The 26,391-nt window shown below is 65.5% G+C and carries 20 protein-coding genes; 12 read left to right on the top strand and 8 right to left on the bottom strand.

Annotated elements, in window-relative coordinates:
* Window positions 1–82 precede the first annotated feature (82 nt).
* The 4 genes from MRBLMU1_RS02315 to MRBLMU1_RS02300 all read left to right on the top strand — a co-directional run bounded on the left by MRBLMU1_RS02315 (window position 83) and on the right by MRBLMU1_RS02300 (window position 4,487).
* Entirely contained in the window at window positions 83–1,450 is a 1,368-nt protein-coding gene (locus MRBLMU1_RS02315) for a hybrid sensor histidine kinase/response regulator (RefSeq protein ID WP_363496396.1), read from the top strand.
* A gap of 48 nt (window positions 1,451–1,498) precedes the next feature.
* Entirely contained in the window at window positions 1,499–1,906 is a 408-nt protein-coding gene (locus MRBLMU1_RS02310; protein WP_363496393.1) for a hypothetical protein, read from the top strand.
* Window positions 1,896–3,359: an ATPase domain-containing protein gene (locus MRBLMU1_RS02305; protein ID WP_363496390.1), complete on the top strand. Its 1,464-nt coding sequence runs from the start codon at window positions 1,896–1,898 to the stop codon at window positions 3,357–3,359. Before MRBLMU1_RS02310 ends, MRBLMU1_RS02305 begins: the two co-directional genes overlap by 11 nt.
* 93 nt (window positions 3,360–3,452) lie before the next feature.
* Entirely contained in the window at window positions 3,453–4,487 is a 1,035-nt protein-coding gene (locus tag MRBLMU1_RS02300) for a lipid A deacylase LpxR family protein (RefSeq protein WP_363496387.1), read from the top strand.
* Window positions 4,488–4,502: 15 nt separating this feature from the next.
* Here the strand turns inward: MRBLMU1_RS02300 and MRBLMU1_RS02295 are convergent, their stop codons facing one another.
* The 6 genes from MRBLMU1_RS02295 to tssK all read right to left on the bottom strand — a co-directional run bounded on the left by MRBLMU1_RS02295 (window position 4,503) and on the right by tssK (window position 14,572).
* On the bottom strand, window positions 4,503–6,635 hold the full coding sequence (locus MRBLMU1_RS02295; RefSeq protein ID WP_363496384.1) for an ATP-binding protein: 2,133 nt from the start codon (window positions 6,633–6,635) through the stop codon (window positions 4,503–4,505).
* A 127-nt stretch (window positions 6,636–6,762) separates the two neighbouring features.
* The gene (locus MRBLMU1_RS02290) at window positions 6,763–8,118 is read right to left on the bottom strand and encodes an MFS transporter (RefSeq protein ID WP_363496381.1); all 1,356 of its coding nucleotides are present in this window, start codon (window positions 8,116–8,118) and stop codon (window positions 6,763–6,765) included.
* 50 nt (window positions 8,119–8,168) lie between these two features.
* On the bottom strand, window positions 8,169–8,621 hold the full coding sequence (locus tag MRBLMU1_RS02285) for a hypothetical protein (RefSeq protein ID WP_363496378.1): 453 nt from the start codon (window positions 8,619–8,621) through the stop codon (window positions 8,169–8,171).
* A gap of 56 nt (window positions 8,622–8,677) precedes the next feature.
* Window positions 8,678–12,433: a type VI secretion system Vgr family protein gene (locus tag MRBLMU1_RS02280; protein ID WP_363496375.1), complete on the bottom strand. Its 3,756-nt coding sequence runs from the start codon at window positions 12,431–12,433 to the stop codon at window positions 8,678–8,680.
* The gene (gene icmH, locus MRBLMU1_RS02275; protein WP_363496372.1) at window positions 12,433–13,215 is read right to left on the bottom strand and encodes a type IVB secretion system protein IcmH/DotU; all 783 of its coding nucleotides are present in this window, start codon (window positions 13,213–13,215) and stop codon (window positions 12,433–12,435) included. Before icmH ends, MRBLMU1_RS02280 begins: the two co-directional genes overlap by 1 nt.
* Before the next feature lie 10 nt (window positions 13,216–13,225).
* A complete protein-coding gene (gene tssK / locus MRBLMU1_RS02270; RefSeq protein ID WP_363496369.1) occupies window positions 13,226–14,572 on the bottom strand; it encodes a type VI secretion system baseplate subunit TssK in 1,347 nt (448 codons plus the stop codon).
* Window positions 14,573–14,842: 270 nt separating this feature from the next.
* Between tssK and MRBLMU1_RS02265 the strand changes: the two genes are divergently transcribed.
* From MRBLMU1_RS02265 to tssH, 8 genes are all read left to right on the top strand, one after another.
* Complete coding sequence (locus MRBLMU1_RS02265; RefSeq protein WP_363496366.1) at window positions 14,843–15,427, top strand: tetratricopeptide repeat protein; 585 nt, start codon at window positions 14,843–14,845, stop codon at window positions 15,425–15,427.
* Between the two features lie 85 nt (window positions 15,428–15,512).
* Complete coding sequence (gene tssB, locus MRBLMU1_RS02260; RefSeq protein ID WP_363496363.1) at window positions 15,513–16,022, top strand: type VI secretion system contractile sheath small subunit; 510 nt, start codon at window positions 15,513–15,515, stop codon at window positions 16,020–16,022.
* 3 nt (window positions 16,023–16,025) lie between these two features.
* Window positions 16,026–17,510: a type VI secretion system contractile sheath large subunit gene (gene tssC, locus MRBLMU1_RS02255; protein ID WP_363496360.1), complete on the top strand. Its 1,485-nt coding sequence runs from the start codon at window positions 16,026–16,028 to the stop codon at window positions 17,508–17,510.
* A 31-nt stretch (window positions 17,511–17,541) separates the two neighbouring features.
* The gene (locus tag MRBLMU1_RS02250) at window positions 17,542–18,033 is read left to right on the top strand and encodes an Hcp family type VI secretion system effector (RefSeq protein WP_363496357.1); all 492 of its coding nucleotides are present in this window, start codon (window positions 17,542–17,544) and stop codon (window positions 18,031–18,033) included.
* A 264-nt stretch (window positions 18,034–18,297) separates the two neighbouring features.
* Window positions 18,298–18,789: a type VI secretion system baseplate subunit TssE gene (gene tssE / locus MRBLMU1_RS02245; RefSeq protein WP_363496354.1), complete on the top strand. Its 492-nt coding sequence runs from the start codon at window positions 18,298–18,300 to the stop codon at window positions 18,787–18,789.
* Between the two features lies 1 nt (window position 18,790).
* Entirely contained in the window at window positions 18,791–20,635 is a 1,845-nt protein-coding gene (gene tssF / locus MRBLMU1_RS02240; RefSeq protein ID WP_363496351.1) for a type VI secretion system baseplate subunit TssF, read from the top strand.
* Window positions 20,599–21,681 (top strand): type VI secretion system baseplate subunit TssG, encoded by a 1,083-nt coding sequence (gene tssG / locus MRBLMU1_RS02235; RefSeq protein ID WP_363496348.1) that lies wholly within the window; start codon window positions 20,599–20,601, stop codon window positions 21,679–21,681. The genes tssF and tssG overlap by 37 nt, the downstream gene beginning before the upstream one ends.
* A gap of 48 nt (window positions 21,682–21,729) precedes the next feature.
* Entirely contained in the window at window positions 21,730–24,399 is a 2,670-nt protein-coding gene (tssH, locus tag MRBLMU1_RS02230) for a type VI secretion system ATPase TssH (RefSeq protein WP_363496345.1), read from the top strand.
* A 135-nt stretch (window positions 24,400–24,534) separates the two neighbouring features.
* On the opposite strand, the gene tssA is transcribed toward tssH, so the two are convergent.
* Window positions 24,535–25,596: a type VI secretion system protein TssA gene (gene tssA / locus MRBLMU1_RS02225; protein WP_363496342.1), complete on the bottom strand. Its 1,062-nt coding sequence runs from the start codon at window positions 25,594–25,596 to the stop codon at window positions 24,535–24,537.
* 27 nt (window positions 25,597–25,623) lie between these two features.
* On the bottom strand, window positions 25,624–26,391 hold the full coding sequence (locus MRBLMU1_RS02220) for an OmpA family protein (RefSeq protein ID WP_363496339.1): 768 nt from the start codon (window positions 26,389–26,391) through the stop codon (window positions 25,624–25,626).

Here is a 26,391-nt window from a genome sequence, read left to right as displayed (position 1 = left end):
CAAACCAGAGTATGGTGTAACACTGTGCGCGGCGCCCGCCGCGCCATCGCGTCAGATGACTTTCAAGGCTTGCTTCACTATCATGAATGACAACGCGGAACCCGATACCACCGCCGTATCGCCAGTGCCGCCCGGCCGGGACGGCCTGTACCTGCAAGCCCTGCATGATAAAGAGCTCGCCGATCTGCGCGCCCTGATCGCGCAATTGCTGATGCAGCTGGAGTCGCTGCAACAACAGCACGACGGCGCGCAAACGGCGGAGCGCCACGTGACGCAGCTGCGCGAGGCCAACGCCCACCTGGTGCTGGCGACCTTCGATGCCCAGGACAAACAAGCGAGCGCGGAAGCGTCGATGCGGCGCCAGACCGATTTCCTGTCGATGCTGGCGCATGAATTGCGCAATCCGCTGCAGCCGATCGCCTACGCCAGCACCTTGCTGGCCAAGATGGCCGGCGGCGACCCGGAGCTGCCGCGCCTGCACGCCATCATCGAGCGCCAGATGGGCCATATGACGCGCCTGATCGACGACCTGCTCGACGCCTCGCGCATCAGCAGCGGCAAGATCGGCCTCGACAAAACGTTCCTGCAGTTGGCCGACATCGTGGCGCTGGCGGCCGAGGGCTGCCAGCCGCGCCTGGACGCGCGCCGGCAGCAGCTGCGCATCACGCAGCCGGGCGGCAAGGTGTCGCTCTACGGCGACCGCGTGCGGCTGGCGCAGGTGTTCGTCAACCTGCTCAACAACGCCTCCAAGTTCTCGTCCGAGTACGAGGTCATCGCGCTCGAGGCGCAGGTGGTGGGCAACATGGTGCAGATCGCCGTGCGCGACCACGGCATGGGCATGGCGGCCGAACTGCAGCCGTTCATCTTCGACCTGTTCACGCAGGGCCTGCAGTCGCTCGACCGCGCGCAGGGCGGGCTGGGCATCGGCCTGACGCTGGTGCGCTCGCTGGTCGAGATGCAGGGCGGCACCGTGCGCGCGCACAGCGACGGCATCGGCCAGGGCAGCGTGTTCACCGTGTTGCTGCCGCTGAGTGACGACGCGGCGGCGCCGTCGGCCCCGGCGCCGCCGCCGCTGCCGAGCGCGCGGCAGCTGCGCATCTTGCTGGTCGAGGACAACCTCGACGCGGCGGCCACGCTGGAATTGCTGCTGCAACTGGGCGGGCACGCGGTCGACCAGTGCCACGACGGCGCCGACGGGGTGGAACAGGCCCTGGCCGGGCGCTACGACCTGGTCATCTGCGACATCGGCCTGCCCGGCCTGGACGGCTTCACCGTCGTCGAGCGCATCCGCGCCGGCACGACCGGCGCGATGCCGTTTTTCATCGCCACCTCCGGCTACAACCAGCCGCAGGACCGCGCCCGCGTCATCCGCAGCGGCTTCGACCACTACCTGGTCAAGCCGGTGGCGATCGATATGCTGCTCGCATTGATAGAGTTGCATGTACACTGACGGCCTTCGGCAATTTCACTCATCGCTTCACGGTATTCACACTTAATTATGGCGACTAACGACGAGCGGCACCAGATGATCGAGCGCAACGTGATGCGCAGCCCGGACACGCTGCGCGCCAACGTCATCGTGCTGTGGGAACGGCTTGCCGTCGAACTGACCGCCATCATCGGGCAAAGCGGTTTCGATACGCTGTACGCGCACAGCATCCATGTGGTGCGCGCGCGCCACCCGTGGCTGGAGGCGGGCGTCGACGCCGGCTTCGGGCGGCTCGGGGCCGGCCTGGAGGCCCAGGCGCCGGCGGCCGCCGGCGCCGCCAGCATCGAGCTGCTCACCACTTTCACCGACACGCTGGTCCGATTGATCGGCGCGTCGTTGACCACTGCCATACTCCGATCGGCCTGGGGCCAGGACACCGCGGACACTGCCGCTAAGGAATTGAACAATGAGCAATAAAGTCGATATTCAGCGCCTGGCGACGGGCGTGCCCGGGTTGGACGAACTGCTGGGAGGCGGCATACCGGAGTTTTCGTTCAACCTGCTGGCCGGCACGCCGGGCAGCGGCAAGACCACGATGGCGCACCAGATCATGTTTTCGCTGGCCAATCCGGAGCGGCGCGCGCTGTTCTTCACCGTGCTGGGCGAGCCGCCGCTCAAGATGCTGCGCTACCAGCAGCAATTCCCGTTCTTCGACGTCGCCAAGGTCAACGACTCGATCAAGTTCGTCAACCTGGCCGCCGACCTGCTCGACGGCGACTTCGACCGCGTGCTGGCGCGCATCGCCGACGAGGTGCGCAGCTTCTCGCCGAGCCTGGTCTTTGTCGATTCGTTCCGCTCGGTGGTGCAGTCGGCCCAGGGCATGGACCGCGGCGCGGCCGGCCTGCAGCATTTCGTCCAGCAGCTGGGCATGCAGATGACCAGCTGGCTGGCCACCACCTTCCTGATCGGCGAATACCTGGCGCCGGAGGCCGAGTCCAGTCCGGTGTTCACGGTGGCCGACGGCATCATCTGGATGTCGCAGCTGGTGCACCGCGACGCGCTGGTGCGCAAGATCCAGGTGGTCAAGATGCGCGGGCAGGCGCAAAGCCTGGGCGTGCACACGTTCCGCATCGGCGACGGCGGCATCGAGATCTTCCCGCGCGCGATGCTCGCGGCGGCCGCCAAGCTGATCAGCATCGACGGCCAGCAGCGCCTGTCGATGGGCGTGCCGGAGCTCGACGCAATGCTCGGCGGGGGCGTGCCGGCCGGCTATTCGCTGCTGCTGGTGGGGCCCTCGGGCTCGGGCAAGTCGGTGCTGGCCACGCAGTTCCTGGCCGAGGGCGTGCGCAACGGCGAGGCTGGCGTCATCGCCGCCTTCGAGAAGAGTCCGAACCAGTTGCTCAGCCGGCAGCTCGACACGCTGATCGCCAGCGGGCGCGTCGGCGTGATCAACACGCGCACGCTGGACCTGTCGATCGACGAGATACTGCATGACCTGGTCGGCATGATCAAGCGCATGGGGGCCAAGCGGGTGGTGATCGACTCGCTGTCGGGCTTCGAGCTGGCGCTGGCCTCGGCGTTCCGCGACGACTTCCGCGAATCGCTGTACCGCATGGTGGCGGTGCTGACGGCGATGGGGGTGACGGTGCTGATGACGGCCGAGCTGGAGGACCGCTACGAGGTGCTGCGTTTCAGTTCCTACGGCAACGCCTTCCTGGCCGATTCCATCATCATGCAGCGCTATGTCGAGCTCGAAGGGCAGTTCAAGCGGGTGATGTCGGTGGTCAAGGTGCGCGCCAGCGAGCACAGCAAGGATATCCGGTTCTTCGACATCACCGCCGACGGCGTCGTCATCGGCGCGCCGTTGACGCAATACGTGGGCATCCTGACCGGCCGTCCGGCGGCCTCGGCGGCGCCAACGACGCCGTAGCGGCGCGGCGCCGCTGGGTGCGCCAGCGCACACAAGTGGCAGATCCGACGCGCGCGCCGGGGGCGCACGATTCAGCGTCGTGCGATTTCGATTATGATGGGCTTCGTTGTAGTGTGTCATGCCCGCATAATGAAAATACGCCCAAACCCGCTCCAGTTCGCCAGTCTTATTCTCTGTTCAATGTTTTCCTGCGCGCCAGCGAGCGCGGAGGAAGGCCGCCTCTCCCTCATGGTGCAAAACGATGTGTTCGTCGCCAGCGACGGCGGCGGCTACACCAGCGGCATCACGCTGTCGCATCTGCGCAGCGTCTCGCCCGGCGAGGCGTCGATCTCGCCGCTGCCGGTGCTCGGCACGGTGGCACCGTGGCTTGGCGTCGGCCCGGCCGCGCTGACCCGTTTTTCGCTCAGCCAGATCCTGGTGACGCCGCGCGACATCACCCGCAAGGAGCCCGATCCGCTCGATGCCCCCTACCTCGGCGCGCTATGGTTCGGCGCGGGGCAGGTGTCGGTCGACGATAACGTGGCGGACATGCTTGGCCTGCGCCTCGGTGTCATCGGTCCCGCGGCGGGCGGGCGCCGTTCGCAGACGCTGATCCACCGCCTGATCGGGTCGGACCATCCGGAAGGCTGGGATTCTCAGGGCCCCACACGCCTGTTGCTCGGCGTCGAGCGCTACCGGGCCTGGCGCCTGGCCCCGGCCGGCGCCGACGACGGCCGGCCGCACGCCGACGCGATTGTTTCCGCCGGCGCCACCGCAGGCAACCTGCAGTCGTCGGTCGGCGCCAGCGTCCTGTTGCGCTACGGGACCGGACTCCGACGCAACTTCCCCAGCGCTGTCCACCAGGAAATACGCGGCGGCGATCCGGTTTTCCTCGGCAATGGCTGGTTCGTATATGCCGGCCTGGTCGGCGACAGGGTGTTCTCGCATGCGGGCATCGGCAGGAACCACTATCCGGAAAATAATATCGCCGAATTGCGCCGCAACCAGAGCGTGGCGCTGGTCGGCGTCGCCTACGGCTTCAAGAGCGCGTCGGTGTCGTTCTCGCTGCAAAGCGCCAGTCCGCTGGTCACGGCGCCGAGCTCCAAGCGTGAGCCTTACGGTTCGCTGACCTTGACGATACCGTTGTGACGCGGGCGCGCCGCGTCAGGCGGCCGCCTGGCGCAGCATGGCTTGCAGTTCGGCCAGCATTACCGGCTTGAGCAAATGGTGGTCGAAGCCGGCCCCGCGCGAGCGCGCGCGGTCCTCGGCCGCGCCCCAGCCGGTCAGCGCGGCGAGCGTGACGCGTTCCAGGCCCGGCAGACTGCGCATGGCGCGCGCCGTCTGGTAGCCGTCCATGCCCGGCATGCCGATGTCGAGCAACACCACCTGCGGCTGGAACGTCTCGGCGATGGCGAGCGCGGCGGCGCCGTCATAGGCGACGCGCGTGACATGGCCGCCGCCGTCCAGCAAATCGCGCAGCGTGTCGGCGGCGTCGTGGTTGTCGTCGGTGATTAGCACGCGCAGCGGGGCGGCGGAGCTTGTCTGCCCGATGGCCGACGGCGTCGCCGCCGGCTGTTGCGGGTGGTCGACGACGGCGAGCGGCAGTCGGACCGAGAACGTGCTGCCCAGGCCGACGCCGGGACTGGCCGCCGCGACGGCGCCGCCGTGCAATTCCAGCAGCCGCCGCACCAGCGACAGTCCGATCCCCAACCCGCCTTTGGAATGGGCGATGCTGCGCCCTACCTGGGTGAACATCTCGAACACGCTGTCGATCGACTCGGCCGGGATGCCGATGCCGTTGTCGGCCACCTCGATCAGCAGTTCGCCGCCGGCCACGCGCGCCGAGATGGCCATGCGGCCGCCGTGCGGCGTGTACTTGGCCGCGTTCGACAACAGGTTGCTGAGCACTTGGCTGAGCCGTACCACGTCGACATCGACGATGGCCGGCGCGTGGGGCAGGTCGACCGTCAGCGTGTGGCCGGCCGCGTCGAGCAGCGGCTGGCTGGTCTCGACCGCCGAGGCGACAAAGGTCTTGAGTTCCGCCAGTTGCTTTTGCAGCACCAGTTTGCCGCTGGAGACGCGCGCGATGTCGAGCAGATCGTTAATCAGATGCACCATGTGCGACACCTGGCGTTCCATCATCGCGCGCACGTTGGCCATCGTGCGCGCATCGCCGCCGGCCAGCTTCATGAGCTCAAGGCCGTTGCGCACCGGCGCCAGCGGGTTGCGCAGCTCGTGGGCGAGGGTGGCCAGGAATTCGGACTTGTGGCGGTCGGACTCGCGCAGCGCCTCGGTCGAGCGGACCCGCTCGATGTGCGCCCAGCAGCGTTCCACCACGTCCTCCACCAGCGCCACCTCGTCGGCCGACCAGGCGCGCGGCAGTTGCTGATGCACGGCCATCATCGCCACCAGCTTGCCGCCCTTGACCAGCGGACAGCAAATGATGGCCTTGATGCCGATCTGGTTGAACATCTCGTAGCCGTCGCCGGCCGCCAGCTCGGTGTCGACGTTATTGATTTGCAGGGTTTTCCCCACCCGCAGATTGCCGGTGGCGCGGCTGCCGAACAGGTCGAGCGAATACACGCCGACGGTGCTGAAGGCGCCCTCGGCGGTCCAGTCGTGGCGGATCGTGAAACGGTCGTTGTCCGCCTCCAGATCGGCGTAGGCCACGCGGGTGACGTCCAGATGTTGGCCCAGCAGGCGGGTCGCCTCGGCCATGATGGTCTTGGCGTCGGCGGCGATGCTGGTGGCCTTGCCGATGGTGTCGAGCAGTCGCAGGCGCTCCTCGACCCTTTTCTTGCCGGTGGTTTCCGAGCAGACGCAGAAGACGCCGGCGACGGCGCCGGCCTCGTCGCGCACCGGGCTGACGGAAAACGTCGCGTACATTTGCTCCGGGTAGCCGTGGCGGTGCAGCAGGAAGGGCTGGTCCTCCGCATAAGTGCAGGCGCCGGCCATGGCGCCGTTCAACATCGGGCCGACCACGTGCCAGACGTCGCTCCAGACCTCGTTGAAGGGTTTGCCCAAAATCAGCTCGGGCTGGTCGCCCATGCCGCCGAGGATGGGGCGATAGGCGTCGTTGAACAGGAAGTGCAGCCCCGGTCCCCAGGCGATGTACATCGGATGGCTGGAGCCGAGCATGATGCTGACCGTCGTGCGCAGCGCCGGCGGCCAGGCTTCAAGCGGCCCCAGCGGTGTCGCCGCCCAGTCGAATTCGCGCAACAGCGCGCCCATCGTTCCGCCCCCGGCGGCGAAGGCGATTGCTTGGGCGGGGTGGGGTGGGGACTGGCGATGCGACATGGGTGAACTTTTCCGGTGCGGTGGCTGATGGTGGGGTTGTGGTGGACAAACCCATCCCTGAGAGGCGAACGATAGCATTCCTTTCGCCCGTGGTTGGATTTGTACCGTGCGGTGTGCCGGTCCCGCCTCAGGCGTTGAGCGGCCGGTCCTTGATAAACAGCGCCGTGACCAGGCCGATGCCGCACAGCGCCATGACGTAGTAGGCCGGGGCCAGCGGCTGGGTTTTCAGCATCAAGGTCACCATAATGGGCGTCAGGCCGCCGAAGATGGCGTAGGCGACATTGTAGGAGAATGACAAGCCGGAAAAGCGCACCGGCGCCGGAAACGCCCGCACCATCGCGCTCGGCACCACGCCGACCACGCCCACGCTCAGCCCCAGCAGGGCGTACAGCGGCAGCAGCAGATGCGGTTGCGTCTTGAGCGTGGTGTAGAAGATATAGGTGCAGATGGCCAGCAGCACGGCGCCGGCGATCAGCATGCGGCGCGCGCCGAAGCGGTCGGCCAGCACGCCATAGATGATGCAGCCGCACGCCAGGCACAAGGTCGCCGCCGTGTTGGCGGGCAGGGCGGTGCGGGCGTCGAAACCGTAGACCTTCTGCAGCAGCGCCGGCGTCATCAGGATCACCACGACGATGGCGGCCGACAGCATCCACGTCAGCAGCATCGACAGCGCGACCGCGCGCCGGTGTTCGCGCAGCACCGCCTTCAGCGGCATCTCGGCGGCCAGCGCCTTGCGCTGTTGCAGCTCGACGAAGACCGGCGTCTCGTGCAGCCAGCGGCGCAGGTACATCGCGCCCAGGCCGAACACGCCACCCAGCACGAATGGCAGGCGCCAGCCGTAATCGAGCACTTCCGCCGGCGTGAAGGCACTGTTGATGCCGGTCGCCACCAGCGAGCCGAGCAGGATGCCGAAGGTCAGGCCGGCGGTCAGGGTGCCGCAGGCGTAGCCGATGCGGCGCGCCGGCACGTGCTCGGACACGAACACCCACGCCCCGGGCACCTCGCCACCGACGGCGGCGCCCTGGCACACGCGCAGGAAGAGCAGCAGCAGCGGCGCGGCCAGACCGATCGAGGCGTAGGTCGGCAGCAGGCCGATCAGCAGCGTCGGCACGGCCATCAGCAGGATCGACAGGTTGAACATCTTCTTGCGCCCCAGCAGGTCGCCGAAGTGGGCCATGACCATGCCGCCGAGCGGGCGCACTACGTAGCCGGCGGCGAAGATGCCGAAGGTCTGGAACAGCCGCAGCCAGTCCGGCATCGTCGGCGGGAAGAACAGCGCGCCGATCGAGGTGGCGAAAAAGACGAAGATGATGAAGTCGTAGAACTCCAGCGCGCCGCCGAGCGCGGCCAGCGACAGGGTTTTGTAGTCCTGGCGGGTCAGGGGGCGTTCGGGAGCGGCGCCTGGATTGCTCGTCGCACCGTTGGTTCCGTGACCGGCTGCGTCCCGCGCGTTCGTGGCCGCGTCTGTTATCTTGTCGTTCATGTAGGTTCGCCCCGTCCGTAGCCGCGTTTGATGCCTGTGGATTGCTGGCGCTAGCGCGCCTGGTCGCGTTCCAGCGTGTCCTTGCCGATGATTTTAAGCTGGCCGGCGCCGCGCGCCCGTACGGGCTCCTCGCTGTCGGGGACCTTGATGTTCGTCGTAATGCCAAATTCCGCGACGAGATCGACGTATTTTGGACGCAGCGCGGTAATTTCAGCCCCTCTGATCAGGGTCGTCAGCGTTAGCGTCTCGCCCGGCTGCAGCATGGTGTAGTCCTTCATCAGGGCGTGATCAGCCAACTCGGTTTTCAAGGTTTTAGCCGCACCGGTCTCGCGGTCGACCAGTTTCATCGCCGGACCGCGCGCTTGAATATAGCGACGCGGGAAACCGATCGTGTATGGCTGACTGTTTTTCACAGTGATTTCGAGCGGCATGTCGTTGCCCGTGAAGATACAGGAAGGGTTGCCCGTGCAGGCGACGGCGATCGAGAATGTTGGCTGTTCCATGGTTGCTCCCAGCGATGACAACGGCGCGGTTAGCGCGCATGCCATCAGAATTAATCTTAAATAATATCGCATGTGATTTTCCTGCCTATCTTGGCCCGCAACAGTTCCTGAACTTCGATGGCAATGTTCCAGGCGTGACGGGGTTTGACTATGGTGCAGCCATATGCCGCCATGATGGTGGCGTCCGCCGCGTTCGGGTCTTTGCCGTCGGATGGCGCGGAGATAGCCTCGCTCAGCGTGCCGTCTGGCTTGAAATACTTTACCGTCTCGTCCACGCCGTCGGTGTAGGAGTACTCGTCGGGCAGACCACAGCAATGGCCGAATTCGTGCGCGTGTGTCCAGTCGGTCGTTCCCAGCGACACGTCGACCACATTTTCGAATACCTGCTCCCGGTCAAATTTCTTGTGGACCTTCATGATGTAGTGCTCACCAGACTCTACCCAGACCGGCTTGTACACGATAGGCAGCAGCTTGGTGCCGCATTGTGGATCCGTGATCTCTATCTTGAACTTGTTGTTCCAATGGCCGGTGATGCCGCGCTCGGCATTTTGTTTGACCAGCTCCACGACCTTTGCACGCTGCTGCGCGCGCTTTTCTGCGGCGGGTGTTCCCTTGTCCTGAGCTTCCAGCGCCTCGCCCACGGCGTCCAGTACCGTAATGCACTTGATGCGCACTTCGACCACCACGGGCTTGTTCGACTTGACAGGCACATATAGTTTAAACCAGATCGTGCCTTCATAATCGTGCGGCGTGCCATCGGCCTGCAGGGGTTGCGAGTAACGGCCCCACGACGGCCCGGCAATCTCTTTTTCGTAGTCCTCGATCCAGCAGGCCGGTAGCTTGACCTTGACTTCCTTGCGCCCCTTGATCTCGATCGGCGTGGTGGTGGAGGTGCCGGCGGGCTTGAATTCGGGCTTGGCGGGCGGCATGCCGGGCGACCCGGGCACGCTGCGGCCGGATGCGGGCGACCTGTCCCCCATCTTCAGCAATTCGATCACTAGCGCCTCGGTGGCGGCGGCTGCCACTACGTGGGTCAGCCCTTTCTCGTCGGTCATGCCGGTTTCGTAGGTGCCGTCCTCGCGCTTGATGCGGTAAGGCTGGCGCGGCATCAGCTCGCCGGTATCGCGGTCCTTCAGGACGAAGCCTTCGTCGAACAGCTTGACGCGGGTGTCCGGCAACGACGTGGCGGCCGCCGCCGCACTGGCGCCGCCATCGAAGATGTGCTGGCCGCCCTTGACGGTGAAGTTGCCCGGGCAGGCGAAGGTGATGTTGCCACCTTCCAAGGTCACCGACGATTGCCCCGCTTGCAGTACGATTTTCTCTTTGGCCTTGACCTCGATGACATCGTTGACCGACACGATCGTGATCGCCTTGTCGGCCAGAATCTCCAGCTGATCCGTATGCGCCTGCAGCGACACCGGCCCGTTGGCCGCGATCGCCTGGATGCCGCCGGCGTGCGTGAACAATCCGGTCGCGTTGGCCGACACCGACGCCACCGTGAAGCCAGCCGCCATGTGCATATCGGCCTGAGTGGTCCATTGCAGCTGTCCGCCGGCGAACAGCACGGTGGATGCCGGCGTGGCCCAGTTGATGCTCGCCGGCGCTTCCATCAGCACCACCGGCTCGCCGAACTTCTCCACCGGCGCGGCGCTGTCCAGATCGCGCGCGCCCGCCTTGGCCTTCAATGGATCATGTCCGCCGACGGCTCCCTCAAATTTCCCTTTTTGCTCCGGATCGATTTGCGTGATGAAATCGATCTGCGCCTGGTTGGCGTCCTTGCTGACGAGCGCCTTCTGCTGCGTGGCGGCGTCGGCCAGGTTCTTGCTCAGTTCGGAGGCGGCGCGCAGCAGGCCGGTGGCCTCCGCGCTGTCGAGCTGGGTCGAGGCGACGCCGGCGCCTTGTTGCGCGCGCGCGGTGGCCGAGATCAGCATGCCTTCGCCGGAGCGCAACACGCCCCAGGCGTCGGTGCGCAGTTCGAACCCCTGGCCGCGATAGTTGCCGCGTTGTGCGGAGCCCGGCGTCTGCTGCACCAGGTAGCCCAGGTTCAGCTGCGTGGCGGCGCTCGACGTGGCCAGGCGCGTGCGCAGCTGGCCGGGCGTGTCGTCGACCACCCACTGGTTGTAGCCGCCGCCGTCGAAATTATTGCTGTGCATGCCGGAGATGACCCCGGCGTGGTTGATGTCGGTGTCGACGCCGGCCGAGTAGGGAGGCGTGTCGGCGCCGGTGTACAGCTGAGCGACCACCAGCGGCCGGTCCATGTCGCCTTCGATGAAGTCGACCAGCACCTCGGTGCCGATGCGCGGCGTGAACTGCGAGCCCCAGTTGGGGCCGGCCAGCGCCTCGGCCACGCGCACCCAGGTGCCGGAGCCGTCGTTGCCGGGGGCGTTGCCCTTGTCGTCGGTGTTGTGCGGCAGGCCGCCGGCGTTGGCGCCGGCACCGCGCTGCCAGGCGAACTGGATGCGCACCTGATGTTCGCGCGTGGTGGTGTTGATGGCGTCGGGCAGGCCGACCACCAGCGCCGTTTGCGGTCCCAGCGAGGCGCCGTTGAAGCGCTCGGCGGCCGCGCGCGGCACGATGGCGACGGTGTCGCGCACGCAGGCGAAGCGGTTGCGGTAGGTGCCCGCCTCCAGTTGCGAGCCGGCGAACTTGGCCAGCGTGGCGAGGCCGGCCTTGGCCGCGCCGATCAGCTTGCCCAGGCCGCCAAGGGCCGGTTCGACGTTGTTGCGTCCCTCGTGCTCGACCCACAGCGCGGTGAATTTGTTGGCGCCGTCGGCGTAGAGCTCGTGTTGGGTCAGCTGGAAGCCGTGGCCGGCCGCCAGGCGGCGCACCGATCCCTGGCCTTCGAACAGTTTGTTGTCGAGCTCGAGCGCTTGCAGCATCAGCCGGCTGTGCGGGTCGGCGGCGGCGCTGTCGGCGTGGCGCCGCTCGGCGCTGCCGTCGTAGATCGACAGCGCCGGCAGTTCGCCGATGTCGAGGCTGGTCGTCTGCTCGGCCGCCGGGGCCACCAGTTGCGTCGGGTCCCAGCTGCTGATGGTCACCGCGTTCGCTTGCACACGGCGCAGCGCGTTGAATTCGTCGATGGCGTCGTCGCTGTCGGTGGCGCGCACGCCGTGGAAGCGCAACGCGGCGCCACCCACCGTTTCCGGCGCGACGGCCTTGCTGTCGAAGAAGACGACCTTGTGTTTGGCTTGCTTCTGACCGCCGCTCGAATCGGCCGCGCCTTCTTCTTGGTCGTGTTCGAAGCGCCAGCTCAGGCCTTCGGATGCCAGCACGCGCTGCAGGAATTCGAGGTCGCTTTCGCGGTATTGCGTCCAGATCGGCCGCGCCACCAGGGTTTGCGTGATGTCGAACTCGAACCGCACCTGCTTGTAGTCGGCCAGCAGTTCGGTGAGCAGGTCTTGCGCGTTCTTGTCCTGGAAGATGTAGCTGTCGCGGCGCAGTCCGAGCAGGGCCAGGCCCGGTTCGAGCCGCAGACGGTAGCGCGCCAGGCCGCCGTCGGCGCCCAGCCAGGCGGCGTCGGTGCAGATGCCGTGCCAGGCGCGGCGCGTGCCGTCGGCTTGCAGCAATTTGAGCGTGATTTCCTCGCCGATGAAGTCGGCCAGCTCGAGGTCGGTCGAGGTACTGAGCGCGTCGATGTCGAAACGGAACAGTTCGTTGACCGCTTCGCGGCCGGTGAAGCGCTCCGGCATCAGCGATTCGGGCAAGGTGGAGTCCTGCGCGCTGGCCAGCGTGATCAGGCGCGCGTGCTGGCTCAGTCCGGTTCCGAACAGCCCGTCCACCAAGGACGAGCCCGGCAGGTCGGGCATGCTCATCACGGCAACGTGATGGTCAGGTTGGCCTGCTTGGGTGCGAGCTTGACCACGTCGTTGTAGGCGCTCATGCTGGTTTCGGTGCTATGGCTGAGCATGCTGCGCAGGCCGATGTAGCCGAGCGCGCCGATCAGCGCGAACACCGAGCACAGCACCCACAGCGGGACGTCGTTGCGCAGCTTGTGGATGATCTGGTCGGGCCGTTCCGCGTGCGGCGCGAAGCCCGATTTCTTGCCCTTCATGTGGGCGATCTCGTCGCCCAGGCGCGCCGTCAGGTAGGCCAGCTTTTCCGAGCCCTCGATGATGTAGCGGCCCTGGAAACCCAGCAGCAGGCACATATGGAACACCTCGAGCGCCTGCAGGTGGGCGCTGCCGCGCGCGCGCAGGTTTTCGAGGCGGTTGAAGAAGTTCTCGCCGGCCAGCTGGTCGCCGAACAGCACCAGTTGCAGCGGGCGGCGCTCCCAGGCGTCGCGGATGCCGTACGGCGAGCGCAGGATGATCTCGTCGACCGCCGCGCAGAAGGCGTACTTGGCGTTGTCGATGTCGTCGGCCGAGGCGCCTTGCTTCTTGGCGCCACGGCTGAAGTCGTCGAGGAACTGCGTCATCTTGTTGATGAAGTCGGCGTTGGCCTGCGGGCCGTTGCCGTTCTTGAGCATGAACAGGGCGTAGAAACCGTCGTACATCAGGTCCATCAGCGTGTGTTCGGTGCCCGGGCCGGCGGCGATGGCCGGCGAGAAGGCCGGCTGGCCGCCGGGGATCAGGGAAGGAGGGGCGCTAGTAGTCATGGGTTGGTCTTCAGGAAGTGACGGCGACGAGGTCCAGTTTCAGGTCGCGCATGCCGGACGGAACGTAGATCGAGATCGATTGCGCCTGCAGCATGCGCTCGTACATCTGACCTTTGGCTTCGAGGGCGAAATAATAGGTGTCGGGGCGCACCGGCACGGCCGCCGGCACTTGCGGCGCGTGCGTCAGGCGCACGCCGGGCATGGCCGAGAGCACGAATTTCTCGACGTCGTCCGGGGCGCCGATCTTGAAGCGCAGCGGCACCACGTCGACCATCTCGACACCAGGCAAATCGGCCGACACGCCCAGGTAGAAGGTGGTCTGGGCGTCGATCTTGCCCGAGTCGAGCATGCCGTGGTGGTACGACGGTTTGACCTCGTTGAGCGCGATGGCGAAGTATTTCGACGAGATGACGGTGTCGAGCAGCTCGCGGATGATGCCGTGCAGGCGGGCGAAGCCGGGACCGGGGTCGAGGTGGTCGTACTGCGGCAGGTCGCTCAGCGAGATGCCCTTGGAGAAGGTCATCAACGCGCCCGACAGGCCCAGCAGCTGCTCGTAGAGCCGCTCCGGATGCAAGGTCGGGTGGTGGAAATAATGGCTCAGCGACGCGTAGGCCGAGCTGGCCGTGTGCAGCAGCCAGAACGAGGACATGTCGCCGGAGCGGAATTCGATCACGTGCTTGCTCGGCTCGCGGTGGTGGCCGTACAGCGCGTTGACCTTGGCCTGCAGCGCGTCGAGCAGGCGGCGCAGTTGCAGGAACAGCAGCGGCGCGCTGCGGATCGACAGACTGGGCGGGATGAATGACGGGTCTTGTTCGAAGCCGCCGGTCGACAGCCGGCGCAGGCGCAGCAGCGGCAGGCTGACGTAGGAGTCGCGCGGCTCCGATTCCGACACCAGGCGCAGCGTCTTCTTCAGGTAGGTCAGCTGCGCTTGCGCGGCCTGGGTGTACAGGTCGGGCGTGTCCAGGTTGCTCTGGGCGTAGCGGGCGGCGTTGCTGGGCTGGCCTTCGGGCGCGAAGTTGCCGCCGAAGTGCTTGAACGCGGGCAGGGCGGCGTAGAAGGTCAGCGCCTGCTGCGATTGCGGGATGTTGCTCAGGTCGATCTCGGCCGGCAGCTCGTCGGCGCCGGGCGCCTGGTAGATCTCGCCGTCCTGGAACACCAGCGCCAGGTCGAGCAGGCGCAGGGTGTTGTTGTGCAGCGCGTCGCGGTCCAGTTGCAACTGGCTCACGCCCCAGGCGTATGGATGCAGCGCCTTGACACTGTCGTGCAGCCGCTGCTCGTGGTAGCGGTCCTGCTGCTGAAAATGCTGGGGACGCAAAAACAGTCCTTCACCCCATAAAAGTTTTCCCGTGATGCTCATCGAATGCCTTATCGCCTCATGCCTGCGAACCAAAAAAATAATGCCCAATCACAACTGCCAGAACAATAACATTTTCTGGCGTACTGTGAGTGTTTCTTCTACGTAACGTGCTAAGCTTTATAATCTTTCTTTTCGGTAACGCCGTACGGTTGAGTTCGTATTGTACGAGGTAAATAATTAAATTTATGATATTCTGCCGAAAAATGAGAAATTGGCAACAGTTTATGGCAACTGTTCCCGCGTTCAACACACCTGACTTTTGAGGAACACATGAGTACATCCATCCACCTTCGCCGCCTGTTGGGCGGTGCCGCCTGCATCCTGGCCCTGAGCGCCTGCACCACCGCGCCGGTGGTCAAAGTGCCCGAGGCGGTGCCGACCATCGCCGAAGTCATGGGCAAGGCCGCCGCCGCCGACAGCGCCGGCCAGAAGGAAGCGGCGATCGCGCTGTGGAAGCAGGCCGCCGCCGCCTACCCGGCGGACAAGGACCCGTGGACCCGCATGGCGCAGACCAAGTACGAGGCTGGCCAGTACGGCGAGGCCATCGTCAACGCCCAGGAAATCCTGGTGCGCGACCCCAACGACCAGCTGGCCAACAGCATCATCGCCATCAGCGGCCTGCGCCTGTCGACCCGCGCGCTGTCCGACCTGAGCCGTCAGAACAATCTGTCCGGTTCGCTGCGCACCGAGTCGCAGGACCTGGCCAAGCTGCTGCGCGAGAGCCTGGGCGAGCAGGTGCTGGTGCCGCCGGCCAAGCCCGCCGCGCCGCCGCCACGCAACACGGCAACGAATAAAAAGGGCGGCAAGCAGCCGGCCCGCGAACCGAAGGCCGACCCCTTCGACGCGCTGAAGTAATCAGGGTCGAAACGGTCAGTAATTCAGCAATTCCACCCGGTGGCGTCGCCGCGACGCCGCTGTTTATTTTTGAAATGGGGATGTCATGTCGAAAAAAGAGAGTGTTCAGAAGCGCCTGCAGAAGGTGCGTCCGCCACGGGTCCAGATGACCTATGACGTCGAGATCGGCGACGCGATCGAGAACAAGGAACTACCGTTCGTGATGGGCGTGGTGGGCGATTTCGGCGGCAACTCCGAAGTCGAACAGAAGCGCTTGAAGGAGCGCAAGTTCGTCAACATCGACCGCGACAACTTCGACGAGGTGCTCAAGGGCGTCGAGCCGCGCGCCGCCTTCCGCGTGGCCAACGAGCTGGGCGAGGGCGGCGGCGAGTTCGCCGTCGACCTGAAGTTCAAGTCGATGGACGATTTCCGCCCGGAATCCGTGGTCGGGCAGGTCGAGCCGCTGCGCAAGCTGCTCGAGGCGCGCACCAAGCTGGCCGACCTGCGCAACAAGCTGGCCGGCAACGACAAGCTCGAAGACATCCTCAACGACGTCCTGCACAGCACCGAGAAGCTGGCCGAACTGGGCCAGCAAACCACCCCGAAGAAAGATTGAGCCATGTCCGTCCAAACCTCCTCCACGGCCGCCGGCGCGGCCACCACCGAGCTGGCCCTGCTCGATCAAATCGTTGAGCAGAGCAAGGTCGCCAAGTCCAGCGTCGAGCACGCGCGCGCCAAGGACATCATTTCCGAACTGGTGAGCCAGGTCATGGAAGGCACCGTCGTGGTGTCGGACAACCTGGCCGCCACCATCGACGCCCGCGTGGCCGAGCTCGATAGCCTGATCTCGAAACAGCTCAGCGCCATCATGCACGCGCCGGAATTCCAGAAGCTCGAATCGAGCTGGACCGGTCTGAACTACCTGGTCAAGAATTCGTCGACCGGGCAGAACCTGAAGATCAAGATGCTCAACGCGACCAAGAAGGAACTGGTCAAGGATTTCCAGAGCGCGCTCGAGTTCGACCAGTCGACCATGTTCAAGAAGGTCTACGAGGAAGAGTTCGGCACGTTCGGCGGCGCCCCGTTCGGCTCGCTGATCGGCGATTTCGAGATCACCCGCCAGCCCGAGGACATGTACTTCATCGAGCAGATGTCGCACGTGGCCGCCGCCTCGCACGCGCCGTTCATCTCGGCCGCGTCGCCGGAGCTGTTCGGCCTGGAGACCTATAGCGACCTGGGCAAGCCGCGCGACCTGTCGAAGGTGTTCGACACCGTCGAGTACGCCAAATGGAAATCGTTCCGCGAGTCCGAGGATTCGCGCTACGTCGGCCTGACGTTGCCGCGCTTCCTGGGCCGCCAGCCGTTCAACCCGGCCGACGGCATGACCGTCGAGGGCTTCAATTTCGTCGAGGACGTCGACGGCACCGACCACCAGAAATACTTGTGGTGCAACGCGGCGTACGCCTTCGGCACCAAGCTGACCAACGCGTTCGAGGACTACGGCTGGTGCGCCGCCATCCGCGGCGTCGAAGGCGGCGGCCTGGTCGAGGACCTGCCGACCCACACCTTCAAGACCGACGAGGGCGAAGTGGCGCTCAAGTGCCCGACCGAGATCGCCATCACCGACCGCCGCGAGAAGGAATTGAGCGACCTCGGCTTCATTTCGCTGGTGCACTGCAAGAACACCGACTACGCCGCCTTCTTCGGCGCCCAATCGACGCAAAAGGCCAAGAAGTACAACACCGACTCGGCCAACGCCAACGCCGTGCTGTCGGCCCAGCTGCAATACATCTTCGCCGTCTCGCGCATCGCCCACTACATGAAGGCGATGATGCGCGACAAGATCGGCAGCTTCGCCGCCGCCTCCAACGTCGAGGACTTCCTCAACCGTTGGTTGACCCAATACGTGCTGCTCGACGACAACGCTAGCCAGGAACAGAAGGCCCAGTTCCCGCTGCGCGAGGCGTCGGTGCAAGTCTCCGAAGTGCCGGGGCGTCCGGGCGTGTACCGCGCCGTGTCGTTCCTGCGCCCGCATTTCCAGCTCGACGAGCTGTCCGTTTCACTCCGTCTGGTCGCGGAGCTGCCGCAATCGACCAAGTCTTAACTTTTTTTAATCTAAAACCGAAAGGAATACCATGGCAATCGACGTATATCTGCAAATCGACGGCATCAAAGGCGAATCCGCCGACAGTGCGCACAAAGATTGGATCGAGTGCAAATCGGTCCAGTGGGAAGTGCTGCAACCAAAATCGGCGACCGCGTCGTCGGCCGGCGGCCACACCGCCGAGCGCACCGAGCACAAGGACATCGTGATCTCCAAGCTCGCCGACCTGGCCACCCCGTTGCTGCTGCAGAATTGCTCCTCCGGTAAAACCATTCCGAAGGCGAAGTTCGAGTTCCTGCGCGCCGACGGCCAGGGCGAGCGCATCAAGTACTTCGAAATCGAACTGGAAAACGTCCTGATCAGCAGCGTCGCACCGCAAGTGCAACCAGGCGACATCCTGTCCGAGAACGTGTCGATCAAGTACTCGAAGGTCAAGTGGAAGTACACCCAACAGAAAGTCGGCGGCGGTTCGGGCGGCAACACCTCGGGCGGTTGGGATCTGTCGGCCAACAAGACGGCCTAAGCTGCTCGAATATATGCCGTGAATTCCGTGGCGGCGTCGGGACGCCGCGGAGTTGACGCCGGCGAACGGGACGACGCGCGCGCGCCATGACGCCCGCCGCGCCCCGTTCGCCATCGCGCCGGTCCCCTTGTGGCGGCTTCATGCCGCCGCGAACGGGTAGGGACCGGCGCGAAGCTGGATTTATCGTGGCAACCGCCGCCGCCCGACGCGGCGGCGGACGCCGCATTTATCTCCGACTATGAGTTTTTGATATTCAGGATGCACATGAAGGGTTTTTCGCCGGGACTGTTCGACCGTCTGATGGACGCGCCCGTCCACGGCGCCACCAGCGCCACCGTCTCCAGGATGTCGATCGAGGACTTGAAGGACACCGTCGCCCGCGACCTCGAAGCGCTGCTCAACACGCGCACCGTCATCAGCGAGGAGCTGATGAAAAAATTCCCCGAATGCGGCCGCTCGATCCTGACCTACGGCTTGAACGACTTTGCCGGCCTCAGCCTGTCGAGCGCCGACGACCGCGCCTACATCTGCGCCTGCCTGGAAAAGGCCATCGCCCGCCACGAGCCGCGCCTGCGCAACGTGCGCGCCTCGCTCGAGATCCAGGAGGGCACGATCAACCGCCTCAATTTCGCCATCACCGCGCTGCTGGTGGTGCACGCGGCGCAAGAGCCGGTCAACTTCGACGCCGTCCTGCAGCCGTCCAGCCTGCATTACACCATTAGCAAGGCGCGCCGTCTGGCGTCGCCGGGAGTCTGACTTGGAAGAACTGTTACCGTACTACGAACGGGAGCTGGGTTTTCTGCGCCGCTATTCGCGCGAATTCTCCGAGCGCTATCCTAAAATCGCCGGCCGCCTGTTGATGGGCGGCGAGGTCTGCGAAGACCCGCACATCGAGCGCATGATCCAGTCGTTCGCGCTGCTCAACTCGCGCATCTCCAAGCGGCTCGACGACGACTACCCCGAATTCACCGAGGCGCTGTTCGAGGTGCTGTATCCGCACTACCTGCGGCCGTTCCCGTCGTGCTCGATCGCGCGCATGGACTACAGCGCCGCCGCCGCGCAGCTGACGACGGCCACCGAGATCGCCCGGGGCACCGAGCTCGACACGCGTCCCGTCAAGGGCGTCGCGTGCACCTTCCGCACCGCCTATCCGGTGACGGTGGCGCCGATCGCGCTGTCGCACGCGGCGTTCGCCGCCATCATCGACGCGCCCGAGGCGGTGATGTTGCCGCCCAATGTCAGCTCCGGCGTCAGCATCACCATCGAAACGACCTCCGCCCAGGTCACGCTGTCGCAGCTGGGCATCAAGATGCTGCGCGTGTTCATCGACGGCGAACCGTCGTTCTGCGCCGCGCTGCGCGACGCGCTGTTCCTGCGCACCGTCAAGGCCTGGGTCGAGCCGGAGCAAAACGGCCGCTGGACCCCGCTGGCGGCGGTGCCGGTGTGGCCGGCCGGTTTCGGCGAGGACGAATCGCTGATCCCGTTCTCGGCCCGCTCGCATCCGGCCTACCGGTTGCTGACCGAGTACTTCTGCTTCCCGGAAAAATTCAATTTCATCGACATCGACCTGTCGGCGATCGGCGCGGCGCTGCCGGCCGGCTGCAAGCGTTTCACGCTGCATCTGGGCATGAGCGGCCTGCGCACCGATTCCAACACCGCGCGCATGCTGGGCACGATGTCGACCAACAACCTGTTGCTCGGGTGCACGCCGGTGGTCAACCTGTTCCGCCAGCGCGGCGAGCCGATCCGCGTCACCCATACCACCGCCAGCTATCCGGTGCTGGCCGACGCCCGCCGCGCCTACGCCTTCGAGGTGCAATCGATCGACTCGGTCAAGCTGGTGCGGCAGACGCCGCAGGGCGAATCGGTCATCGAGTTCCGGCCGTTTTATTCGCTGCGCCACGGCGAGACGCCGGAAAAGAACGGCCACTACTGGGTCATGCGGCGCGACGAGGTCATCGCCCGCAAGAGCCCCGGCTACGAGACGGAAATCTCGATCGTCGACATCGACTTCGATCCTGCCGCCATCGAGACCGATACCCTGAGCCTGGAACTGACCTGCACCAACCGCGACCTGCCGGCGTCCCTGACCTACGGCATGCGCGGCGGCGACCTGTTCCTCGAAGGCGGATCGAGCGTGCGCAGCATCACCTTCCTGCGGCGGCCGACCGACTCGCACCGCTTCGAGCGCGGCCGTGGCGCCCACTGGCGCCTGATCTCGCACCTGTCGCTCAACCACCTGTCGCTGGCCGGCAGCGGCGTCGACGCCTTCCAGGAAATGCTGACCCTGTACGACTTGCCGCGTTCGCCGACCTCGCAGCGCCAGATCCGCGGCATCCACGCGATCGCCAGCAAGGCCGCCAACCACTGGCTGCCGGGCAATCCGTTCGCCTGCCTGGTGCGCGGGACCGAGGTCAGCATCACCATCGACGAGGAAGCCTTCGTCGGTAGCGGCATCCACGCCTTCACCCATATCGTCGAACGCTTCCTCGGCCTGTACGTGCACGCCAACAGCTTCACTCAACTAGTGGTCATATCCAGGAAATCAGGGGAGGAGCTGTTGCGATGCACACCACGAAGCGGCGATTTGAACCTAGTGTAATCGAGCGCCTGTTCGCGCAGCCGTACCGCTTCCAGTTCTTCCAGGCGGTGCGCATGCTCGAGCTCTGGCTCAAGCGCAACGGCCTGCCGCACGACCAGGCGGTGGCCAGCTTCCTGCGCTTCCAGAACTCGCTGTCGCTCAATTTTCCGGCCAGCCAGCTCGAGGCGATGCAGCCCGAGCCGCGCGAGATCGGCCGCGACAGCCAAGCGCTGGGCGAGGCGCTGCGCAACGGTGAGCTGAAATACATCCGCATCACGCCCGCCTTCATGGGCTTTCTCGGCACGGCCGGCGCCTTGCCGGCGCACTACACCGAGCGGGTGGCCGCGCACGCGCTGTACGAAAAAGACGAAGGTCCGCGCGCCTTCCTGGACACCTTTTCCAACCGCGCGCTGGCGCTGTTCTATGAATCGTGGCGCAAGTACCGGCTGGAGCTGAAGTACCAGATCGACGGCAAGGACCGCTTCCTGCCGTTGTTGCTGTCCCTGGCCGGCATCGGCAACGACTCGCTCAAGCACCGCCTGTCCGACCACGGCGAGGGCGTGCTCGACGAATCGATCGGCTATTTCGCCGCCGCCATGCGGCACCGGCCGGCGTCGTCGGTGTCGATCGGCCACGTGCTGAGCGAGTACTTCGGCCAGCGCGTGACGGTGACCCAATTCATCGGCGCCTGGTACGACGTGCCGCCCGGCCAGCAGAGCGCGCTGGGCGGCGCCAACGCCCAGCTGGGCACCAGCGCGCTGGTCGGCCAGCGGGTGTGGCAGCGCGACCTGCGTATGCTGCTCACGGTCGGCCCGCTGCCGCGCGCCAGCTTCGATTCCTTCCTGCCTGGTGGCAAGGCCGCCAAGGCGCTGGAGAAGATGCTGACCATGTTTACCGGCATGTCGCTCGAATACGAGGTGCAGCTGGTGCTGCGCGCGGCCGACGTCGAGGGTGTGACCCTGAGCGACGAGCGCGCCGGCGGCCGCCTGGGCTGGGACAGTTTCCTCATCACCGGCGACGAGCGGCGCGACCGCGCCGATGTGCGCTATGAAATCCATACCCTGTAATGTTTCCGCAAACCCGAACCTATTTAATCGAACAAGGAAAACCGCGCTATGAGCATTAACCTGAAGACGTTGATCGGCAAGCTGAACGACACCAGCCGCACCGCCGCCACGCGCGCCGCCAGCATTTGCGTCGGCCTCGGCCAATTCGAGGTCGATCTCGAGCACTTGTTCCTGGCGCTGCTGGAACAGCCGAAGAGCGACTTCGTCGTCATCGCCCGCAAGAGCGGCATCAGCATCCCGATGCTGGAGGCGGACCTGCAAGCGGAGGTGTCGCGCCTGAAGACCGGCAACACGCGCACGCCGGTGTTCTCGGCGCGCCTGCCGAAGCTGTTCGAAAACGCCTGGCTGATCGCCTCGCTCGACATCCAGGCCGGACGCCAGAGCAGCATCCGCAGCGGCCACCTGCTGCAGGCATTGCTGACCGACAGCGAACTGGCGCAGCTGGCCTATCGCGGCTCCAAACTGTTCAATAAATTCAATGTCGACGAGATCAAACACAGGCTCGACAAGCTGACCGAGGGTTCGCAGGAAGCGGTCGCGGCGGGCGAGGGCGCGCCGGCCGGCGAGCAGGATGCAGGCGGCGACCCGGTCGGCGAGCTGGCCGGCCAGGCCGCGTCGAAGACGCCGGCGCTGGACCAGTTCACCACCAACCTGACGCAGCGCGCGCGCGACGGCAAGGTCGACCCGGTGATCGGGCGCGACATGGAAATCCGCCAGGCCATCGACATCCTGATGCGCCGCCGCCAGAACAATCCTATCCTGACCGGCGAGGCCGGCGTCGGCAAGACCGCCGTGGTCGAGGGCCTGGCGCTGCGCATCTCGCAGGACGACGTGCCCGATATCCTCAAAGGCGTGGAGATCCACACCTTGGACATGGGCTTGCTGCAAGCCGGCGCCAGCGTCAAGGGCGAGTTCGAGAACCGCCTGAAGAACGTCATCGACGAAGTCAAGAAAAGCCCGCACGCCATCATCCTGTTCATCGACGAGGCGCACACGATGATCGGCGCCGGCGGCACGGCTGGCCAGAACGACGCCGCCAACCTGTTGAAGCCTGCGCTGGCGCGTGGCGAGCTGCGCACCATCGCCGCCACCACCTGGGGCGAGTACAAGAAGTACTTCGAAAAAGACGCCGCGCTGGCGCGCCGCTTCCAGGTCGTCAAGATCGAGGAGCCGAGCGAGGAACTGGCTTGCGCCATGTTGCGCGGCATGGCGCCTCTGATGGAAAAACACTTCAACGTGCGCGTCTACGACGAGGCCATCACCGAGGCGGTGCGCCTGTCGCACCGCTACATCATGGGCCGCCAACTGCCCGACAAGGCCATCAGCGTGCTCGACACCGCCTGCGCGAAGGTGGCCCTGGGCCAGAACGCGACGCCGGCCCTGATCGAGAACCTGGTCAAAAAGCTGGACCGCATCGATGCCGAGATCGCATCGCTGGCGCGTGAGGAAAGCGGCGGCGGCAGCCATGCGGCGCGCCTGACCGAGCTGCGCTCGGAGCGCGCCAAGGCCAGCGACGAACACGGCACACTGGCCGCGCGCTGGGAGCTGGAGAAGGGCCTGACCGAGAAGATCAAGGCGGCGCGCCTGGAACTGGAAACAGCCGGCGCCGAGAAAGCCCCGGCCAAGAACGCGGCGGCCGGTGTGCAGGCGCTGATCAAGGAATTGAAGGCGCTGCAGGGCGAGGCGCCGATGGTGCCGGTGCAGGTCGACGGCCATGTGGTGGCCGAGATCGTGGCCGGATGGACCGGCATCCCGCTGGGCAAGATGGTCAAGGACGAGATCAAGACCGTGCTCAAGCTGAACGAAATGCTGGAGGAGCGCGTGCTGGGCCAGCCGCATGCGATCGAGGCGGTGGCGCAACGCGTGCGTACCTCGCGCGCCAACCTGGACGATCCGAACAAGCCGAAGGGCGTGTTCCTGTTCGTGGGGCCGTCGGGTATCGGCAAGACCGAGACCGCGCTGGCGCTGGCCGATGTGCTGTACGGCGGCGAGCGCAAGCTGATCACCATCAACATGAGCGAGTACCAGGAGGCGCACAGCGTGTCCGGCCTGAAGGGTTCGCCACCGGGTTATGTGGGTTATGGCGAGGGCGGCGTGCTGACCGAGGCCGTGCGCCGCAATCCGTACAGCGTGGTGCTGCTCGACGAGGTCGAGAAGGCGCATCCGGATGTGATGGAGCTGTTCTTCCAGGTGTTCGACAAGGGCGTGATGGATGATGCCGAGGGCCGCGAGATCGACTTCAAGAACACCATCATCATTTTGACGTCGAACGTGGCGTCGAGCACGATGATGCAGGCTTGCCTGAACAAGGAGCCTAAGGACATGCCGACGCCGGAGCAGCTGGAGCAGGCGATTCGTCCTCATCTGATGAAGGTGTTCAAGCCGGCTTTCCTGGGGCGTTTGAAGGTGATTCCGTACTATCCGATCGCCGATGATGTGCTGGTGAAGATCATCGAGCTCAAGCTGGGTAAGATCGCGCGGCGGATTGCCGAGAACCACAAGGCGGAGTTGACGTACGACGAGGCGCTGGTCGAGGCGGTGCTGGCGCGTTGCACCGAGGTGGATTCGGGCGCGCGTAATGTCGATAATATTTTGAACGGGAGTTTGTTGCCGGAGGTTGCCGAATCGGTGCTGGCCAAGATGGCCGAGGGCGCCACGATCTCCAAGATCAAGGTCAGCGCGGACAAGAAGGGGCAGTTCAAGTACACCATCAAGTGACATCGAAAACACGTAGGGCGGATTAGGCGGAACGCCGTAATCGGCCATGCATGCGTCGCTGGCGGCTCATGCATGGCCGATTACGCTTCGCTAATCCGCCCTACGTGTCTCTGCGGCTTTGGCGCGGTCCCGGATTTATTCTGCGGGTTTTACACCCAACAACTCCTCGATGTGCGCCATCGAACTCGGGTCCTTGACCACTGTCCGCAGCCAATCGTGCAAGCTCAATTCGCCGGCGTCGGCCGCCTTGTCGGCGAAATACGATACCGGGCTGTGCGGCTCCGTGCGGCGGAAGAACGCCGCCACGGCCCGCAACTGCGCCAACGCCTGCGCCCGCGTCTGGATCGCTCCCGGCGGACCCGACGGCGGCGGCGCCACCTGGCCGCCATCGTGCGTGAAATCGACCGCCGCCGAGCCCACATAAGCGTTGTCCGCCAACTCCGTCTCCGCCACTGCGCCACCGGCAACCGGCGCCGGCATCATCCGCTGCAACGTCTGCAAGGCGTCGCGCGCCGCCGAGAACCCGGGGCTATCCACGCCTAGTCGCTCGTCGGCCACCTGTTCCAGCTCCTTCAACGCATCCAGACACATCTGCGCATCGGCGGCGAACGCCGTGACGAACTGCGCCGAATTATTCCTGCGCGCCGTTTCCATCTCCGCCAGCTTGGCGCCCGGATTGCCCGACGAACTGTTGCCGTTGTTGGCGGCGGCCAGCTTGCGCGCCGTCTCGAAATCGATCGTCGAATACGCGCTGCCACGTCCCTCGGTCAGCGGAATCTCGCGCAGCAGCGCAGGCACGCGTCCCAGTATCCAGCTCAGGTTGCCGATACGCTGGTCATGGTCGTCGCCATCCGATTCCGGATACAAGCCCTGGTCCCAGAAGTCTCGGCACAGCCCCGCCAATACCTTGAAACCTTCACCCAGCGCGCGCAGGCCGACCGTCTTGGCGCCGGCCTCTGTCAGCCACACGGCAAGCCGCAGGTCCTTGCTCTTTTCCTGCAACAGGGAGGCGCAGCGGCGCACCACGAAGTCCCAGTCCGCTTCCTTCAGCTCGGTCACCCATTCGCCCTGGTCGAGCGAGGGGTCGTCGAAACGGCGCGCCTGGGCGATGGCGTCCAGGTCCGGCGAGAACGACAAGTCTTCGCCGCTGGGCGCGCCAGGGCTGATCGGGCCGAGCAATTGTTCTGCTGAAAACATACGTTACCTTTGAATGTAGTGTGCCGTTTACTGGGCGATGCGGAACTCGATGCGGCGGTTGCGCGCGCGGCCGTCCGGCGTGTCGTTGCTGGCGATCGGACGGTCCGAACCCTGGCCCGACGCGGTCAGCATGTCGCCGTTCAGGCCCTTGCCGGTCAAATAGGTCTTGACCGCCTCGGCGCGCGCCTGGCTCAGGTTCTGGTTGCTGGCCTTGAGGCCCTGGTTGTCGGTGTGGCCGATGATTTCCACCTTGCGGCCTTGCAGCTTCTGCATCGCCGCGCCCATCTGGTCGAGGATGGCCTGGCCGGTCGGCGTCAACGTCGCCTTGCCGCTTTCAAATTCGACGATGCGGTTGCCCAGCGTGTTGTCGAGGATATTCTGCTCGGCGGCCGAGACGCGCAGCCCGTTGTTGACCACATAGGTCGGATTGAGGCTGGTGGCGAAGTCGCTGGCGATCTTCTGCCGCTGCGCCTCGTTGGCCACCTCTCCGCGCACGCTGACGGTGCTGCCGTCGATCTTGAGCTGGCCGCGGCTGATCTGCTTGAGGTTGGGCGTGATCAGCTTTTGCACGTAGGCGTTCCAGTTGGCCGGCTGCGCCACCTGGCCGACGGCGATCTGGTCGACCACCTTGTCGGCGCCGTAGACTTCGCGCAGGCGCGCCAGCACGCCGGCCTTGGTGGCCTCGTCGGGGACGGTGCCGCTGGCCAGCACCTGGCCGGGCTGCGGCGTGGCCGCCGCCGGCACCGCCTGGGCGGCGGCCGTGCCGGCCAGGCCGGCGGCGAGGCTCGCGGTCAT

This window comes from Burkholderia sp. LMU1-1-1.1, assembly GCF_040675865.1.
Lineage (GTDB): Bacteria > Pseudomonadota > Gammaproteobacteria > Burkholderiales > Burkholderiaceae_D > Rugamonas.
This window is presented reverse-complemented; position numbering and strand designations above follow the sequence as displayed.

Coding starts and splice junctions, on each gene's coding strand:
- tssH (WP_363496345.1), top strand. CDS start 21,730: ATGAGCATTAACCTGAAGACGTTGATCGGCAAGCTGAACGACACCAGC.
- tssB (WP_363496363.1), top strand. CDS start 15,513: ATGTCGAAAAAAGAGAGTGTTCAGAAGCGCCTGCAGAAGGTGCGTCCG.
- tssK (WP_363496369.1), bottom strand. CDS start 14,572: ATGAGCATCACGGGAAAACTTTTATGGGGTGAAGGACTGTTTTTGCGT.
- MRBLMU1_RS02220 (WP_363496339.1), bottom strand. CDS start 26,391: ATGACCGCGAGCCTCGCCGCCGGCCTGGCCGGCACGGCCGCCGCCCAG.
- MRBLMU1_RS02285 (WP_363496378.1), bottom strand. CDS start 8,621: ATGGAACAGCCAACATTCTCGATCGCCGTCGCCTGCACGGGCAACCCT.
- tssG (WP_363496348.1), top strand. CDS start 20,599: ATGCACACCACGAAGCGGCGATTTGAACCTAGTGTAATCGAGCGCCTG.
- icmH (WP_363496372.1), bottom strand. CDS start 13,215: ATGACTACTAGCGCCCCTCCTTCCCTGATCCCCGGCGGCCAGCCGGCC.
- MRBLMU1_RS02315 (WP_363496396.1), top strand. CDS start 83: ATGAATGACAACGCGGAACCCGATACCACCGCCGTATCGCCAGTGCCG.
- MRBLMU1_RS02290 (WP_363496381.1), bottom strand. CDS start 8,118: ATGAACGACAAGATAACAGACGCGGCCACGAACGCGCGGGACGCAGCC.
- MRBLMU1_RS02280 (WP_363496375.1), bottom strand. CDS start 12,433: ATGAGCATGCCCGACCTGCCGGGCTCGTCCTTGGTGGACGGGCTGTTC.
- tssE (WP_363496354.1), top strand. CDS start 18,298: ATGAAGGGTTTTTCGCCGGGACTGTTCGACCGTCTGATGGACGCGCCC.
- tssA (WP_363496342.1), bottom strand. CDS start 25,596: ATGTTTTCAGCAGAACAATTGCTCGGCCCGATCAGCCCTGGCGCGCCC.
- MRBLMU1_RS02305 (WP_363496390.1), top strand. CDS start 1,896: ATGAGCAATAAAGTCGATATTCAGCGCCTGGCGACGGGCGTGCCCGGG.
- MRBLMU1_RS02310 (WP_363496393.1), top strand. CDS start 1,499: ATGGCGACTAACGACGAGCGGCACCAGATGATCGAGCGCAACGTGATG.
- tssC (WP_363496360.1), top strand. CDS start 16,026: ATGTCCGTCCAAACCTCCTCCACGGCCGCCGGCGCGGCCACCACCGAG.
- MRBLMU1_RS02295 (WP_363496384.1), bottom strand. CDS start 6,635: ATGTCGCATCGCCAGTCCCCACCCCACCCCGCCCAAGCAATCGCCTTC.
- MRBLMU1_RS02300 (WP_363496387.1), top strand. CDS start 3,453: ATGATGGGCTTCGTTGTAGTGTGTCATGCCCGCATAATGAAAATACGC.
- MRBLMU1_RS02265 (WP_363496366.1), top strand. CDS start 14,843: ATGAGTACATCCATCCACCTTCGCCGCCTGTTGGGCGGTGCCGCCTGC.
- MRBLMU1_RS02250 (WP_363496357.1), top strand. CDS start 17,542: ATGGCAATCGACGTATATCTGCAAATCGACGGCATCAAAGGCGAATCC.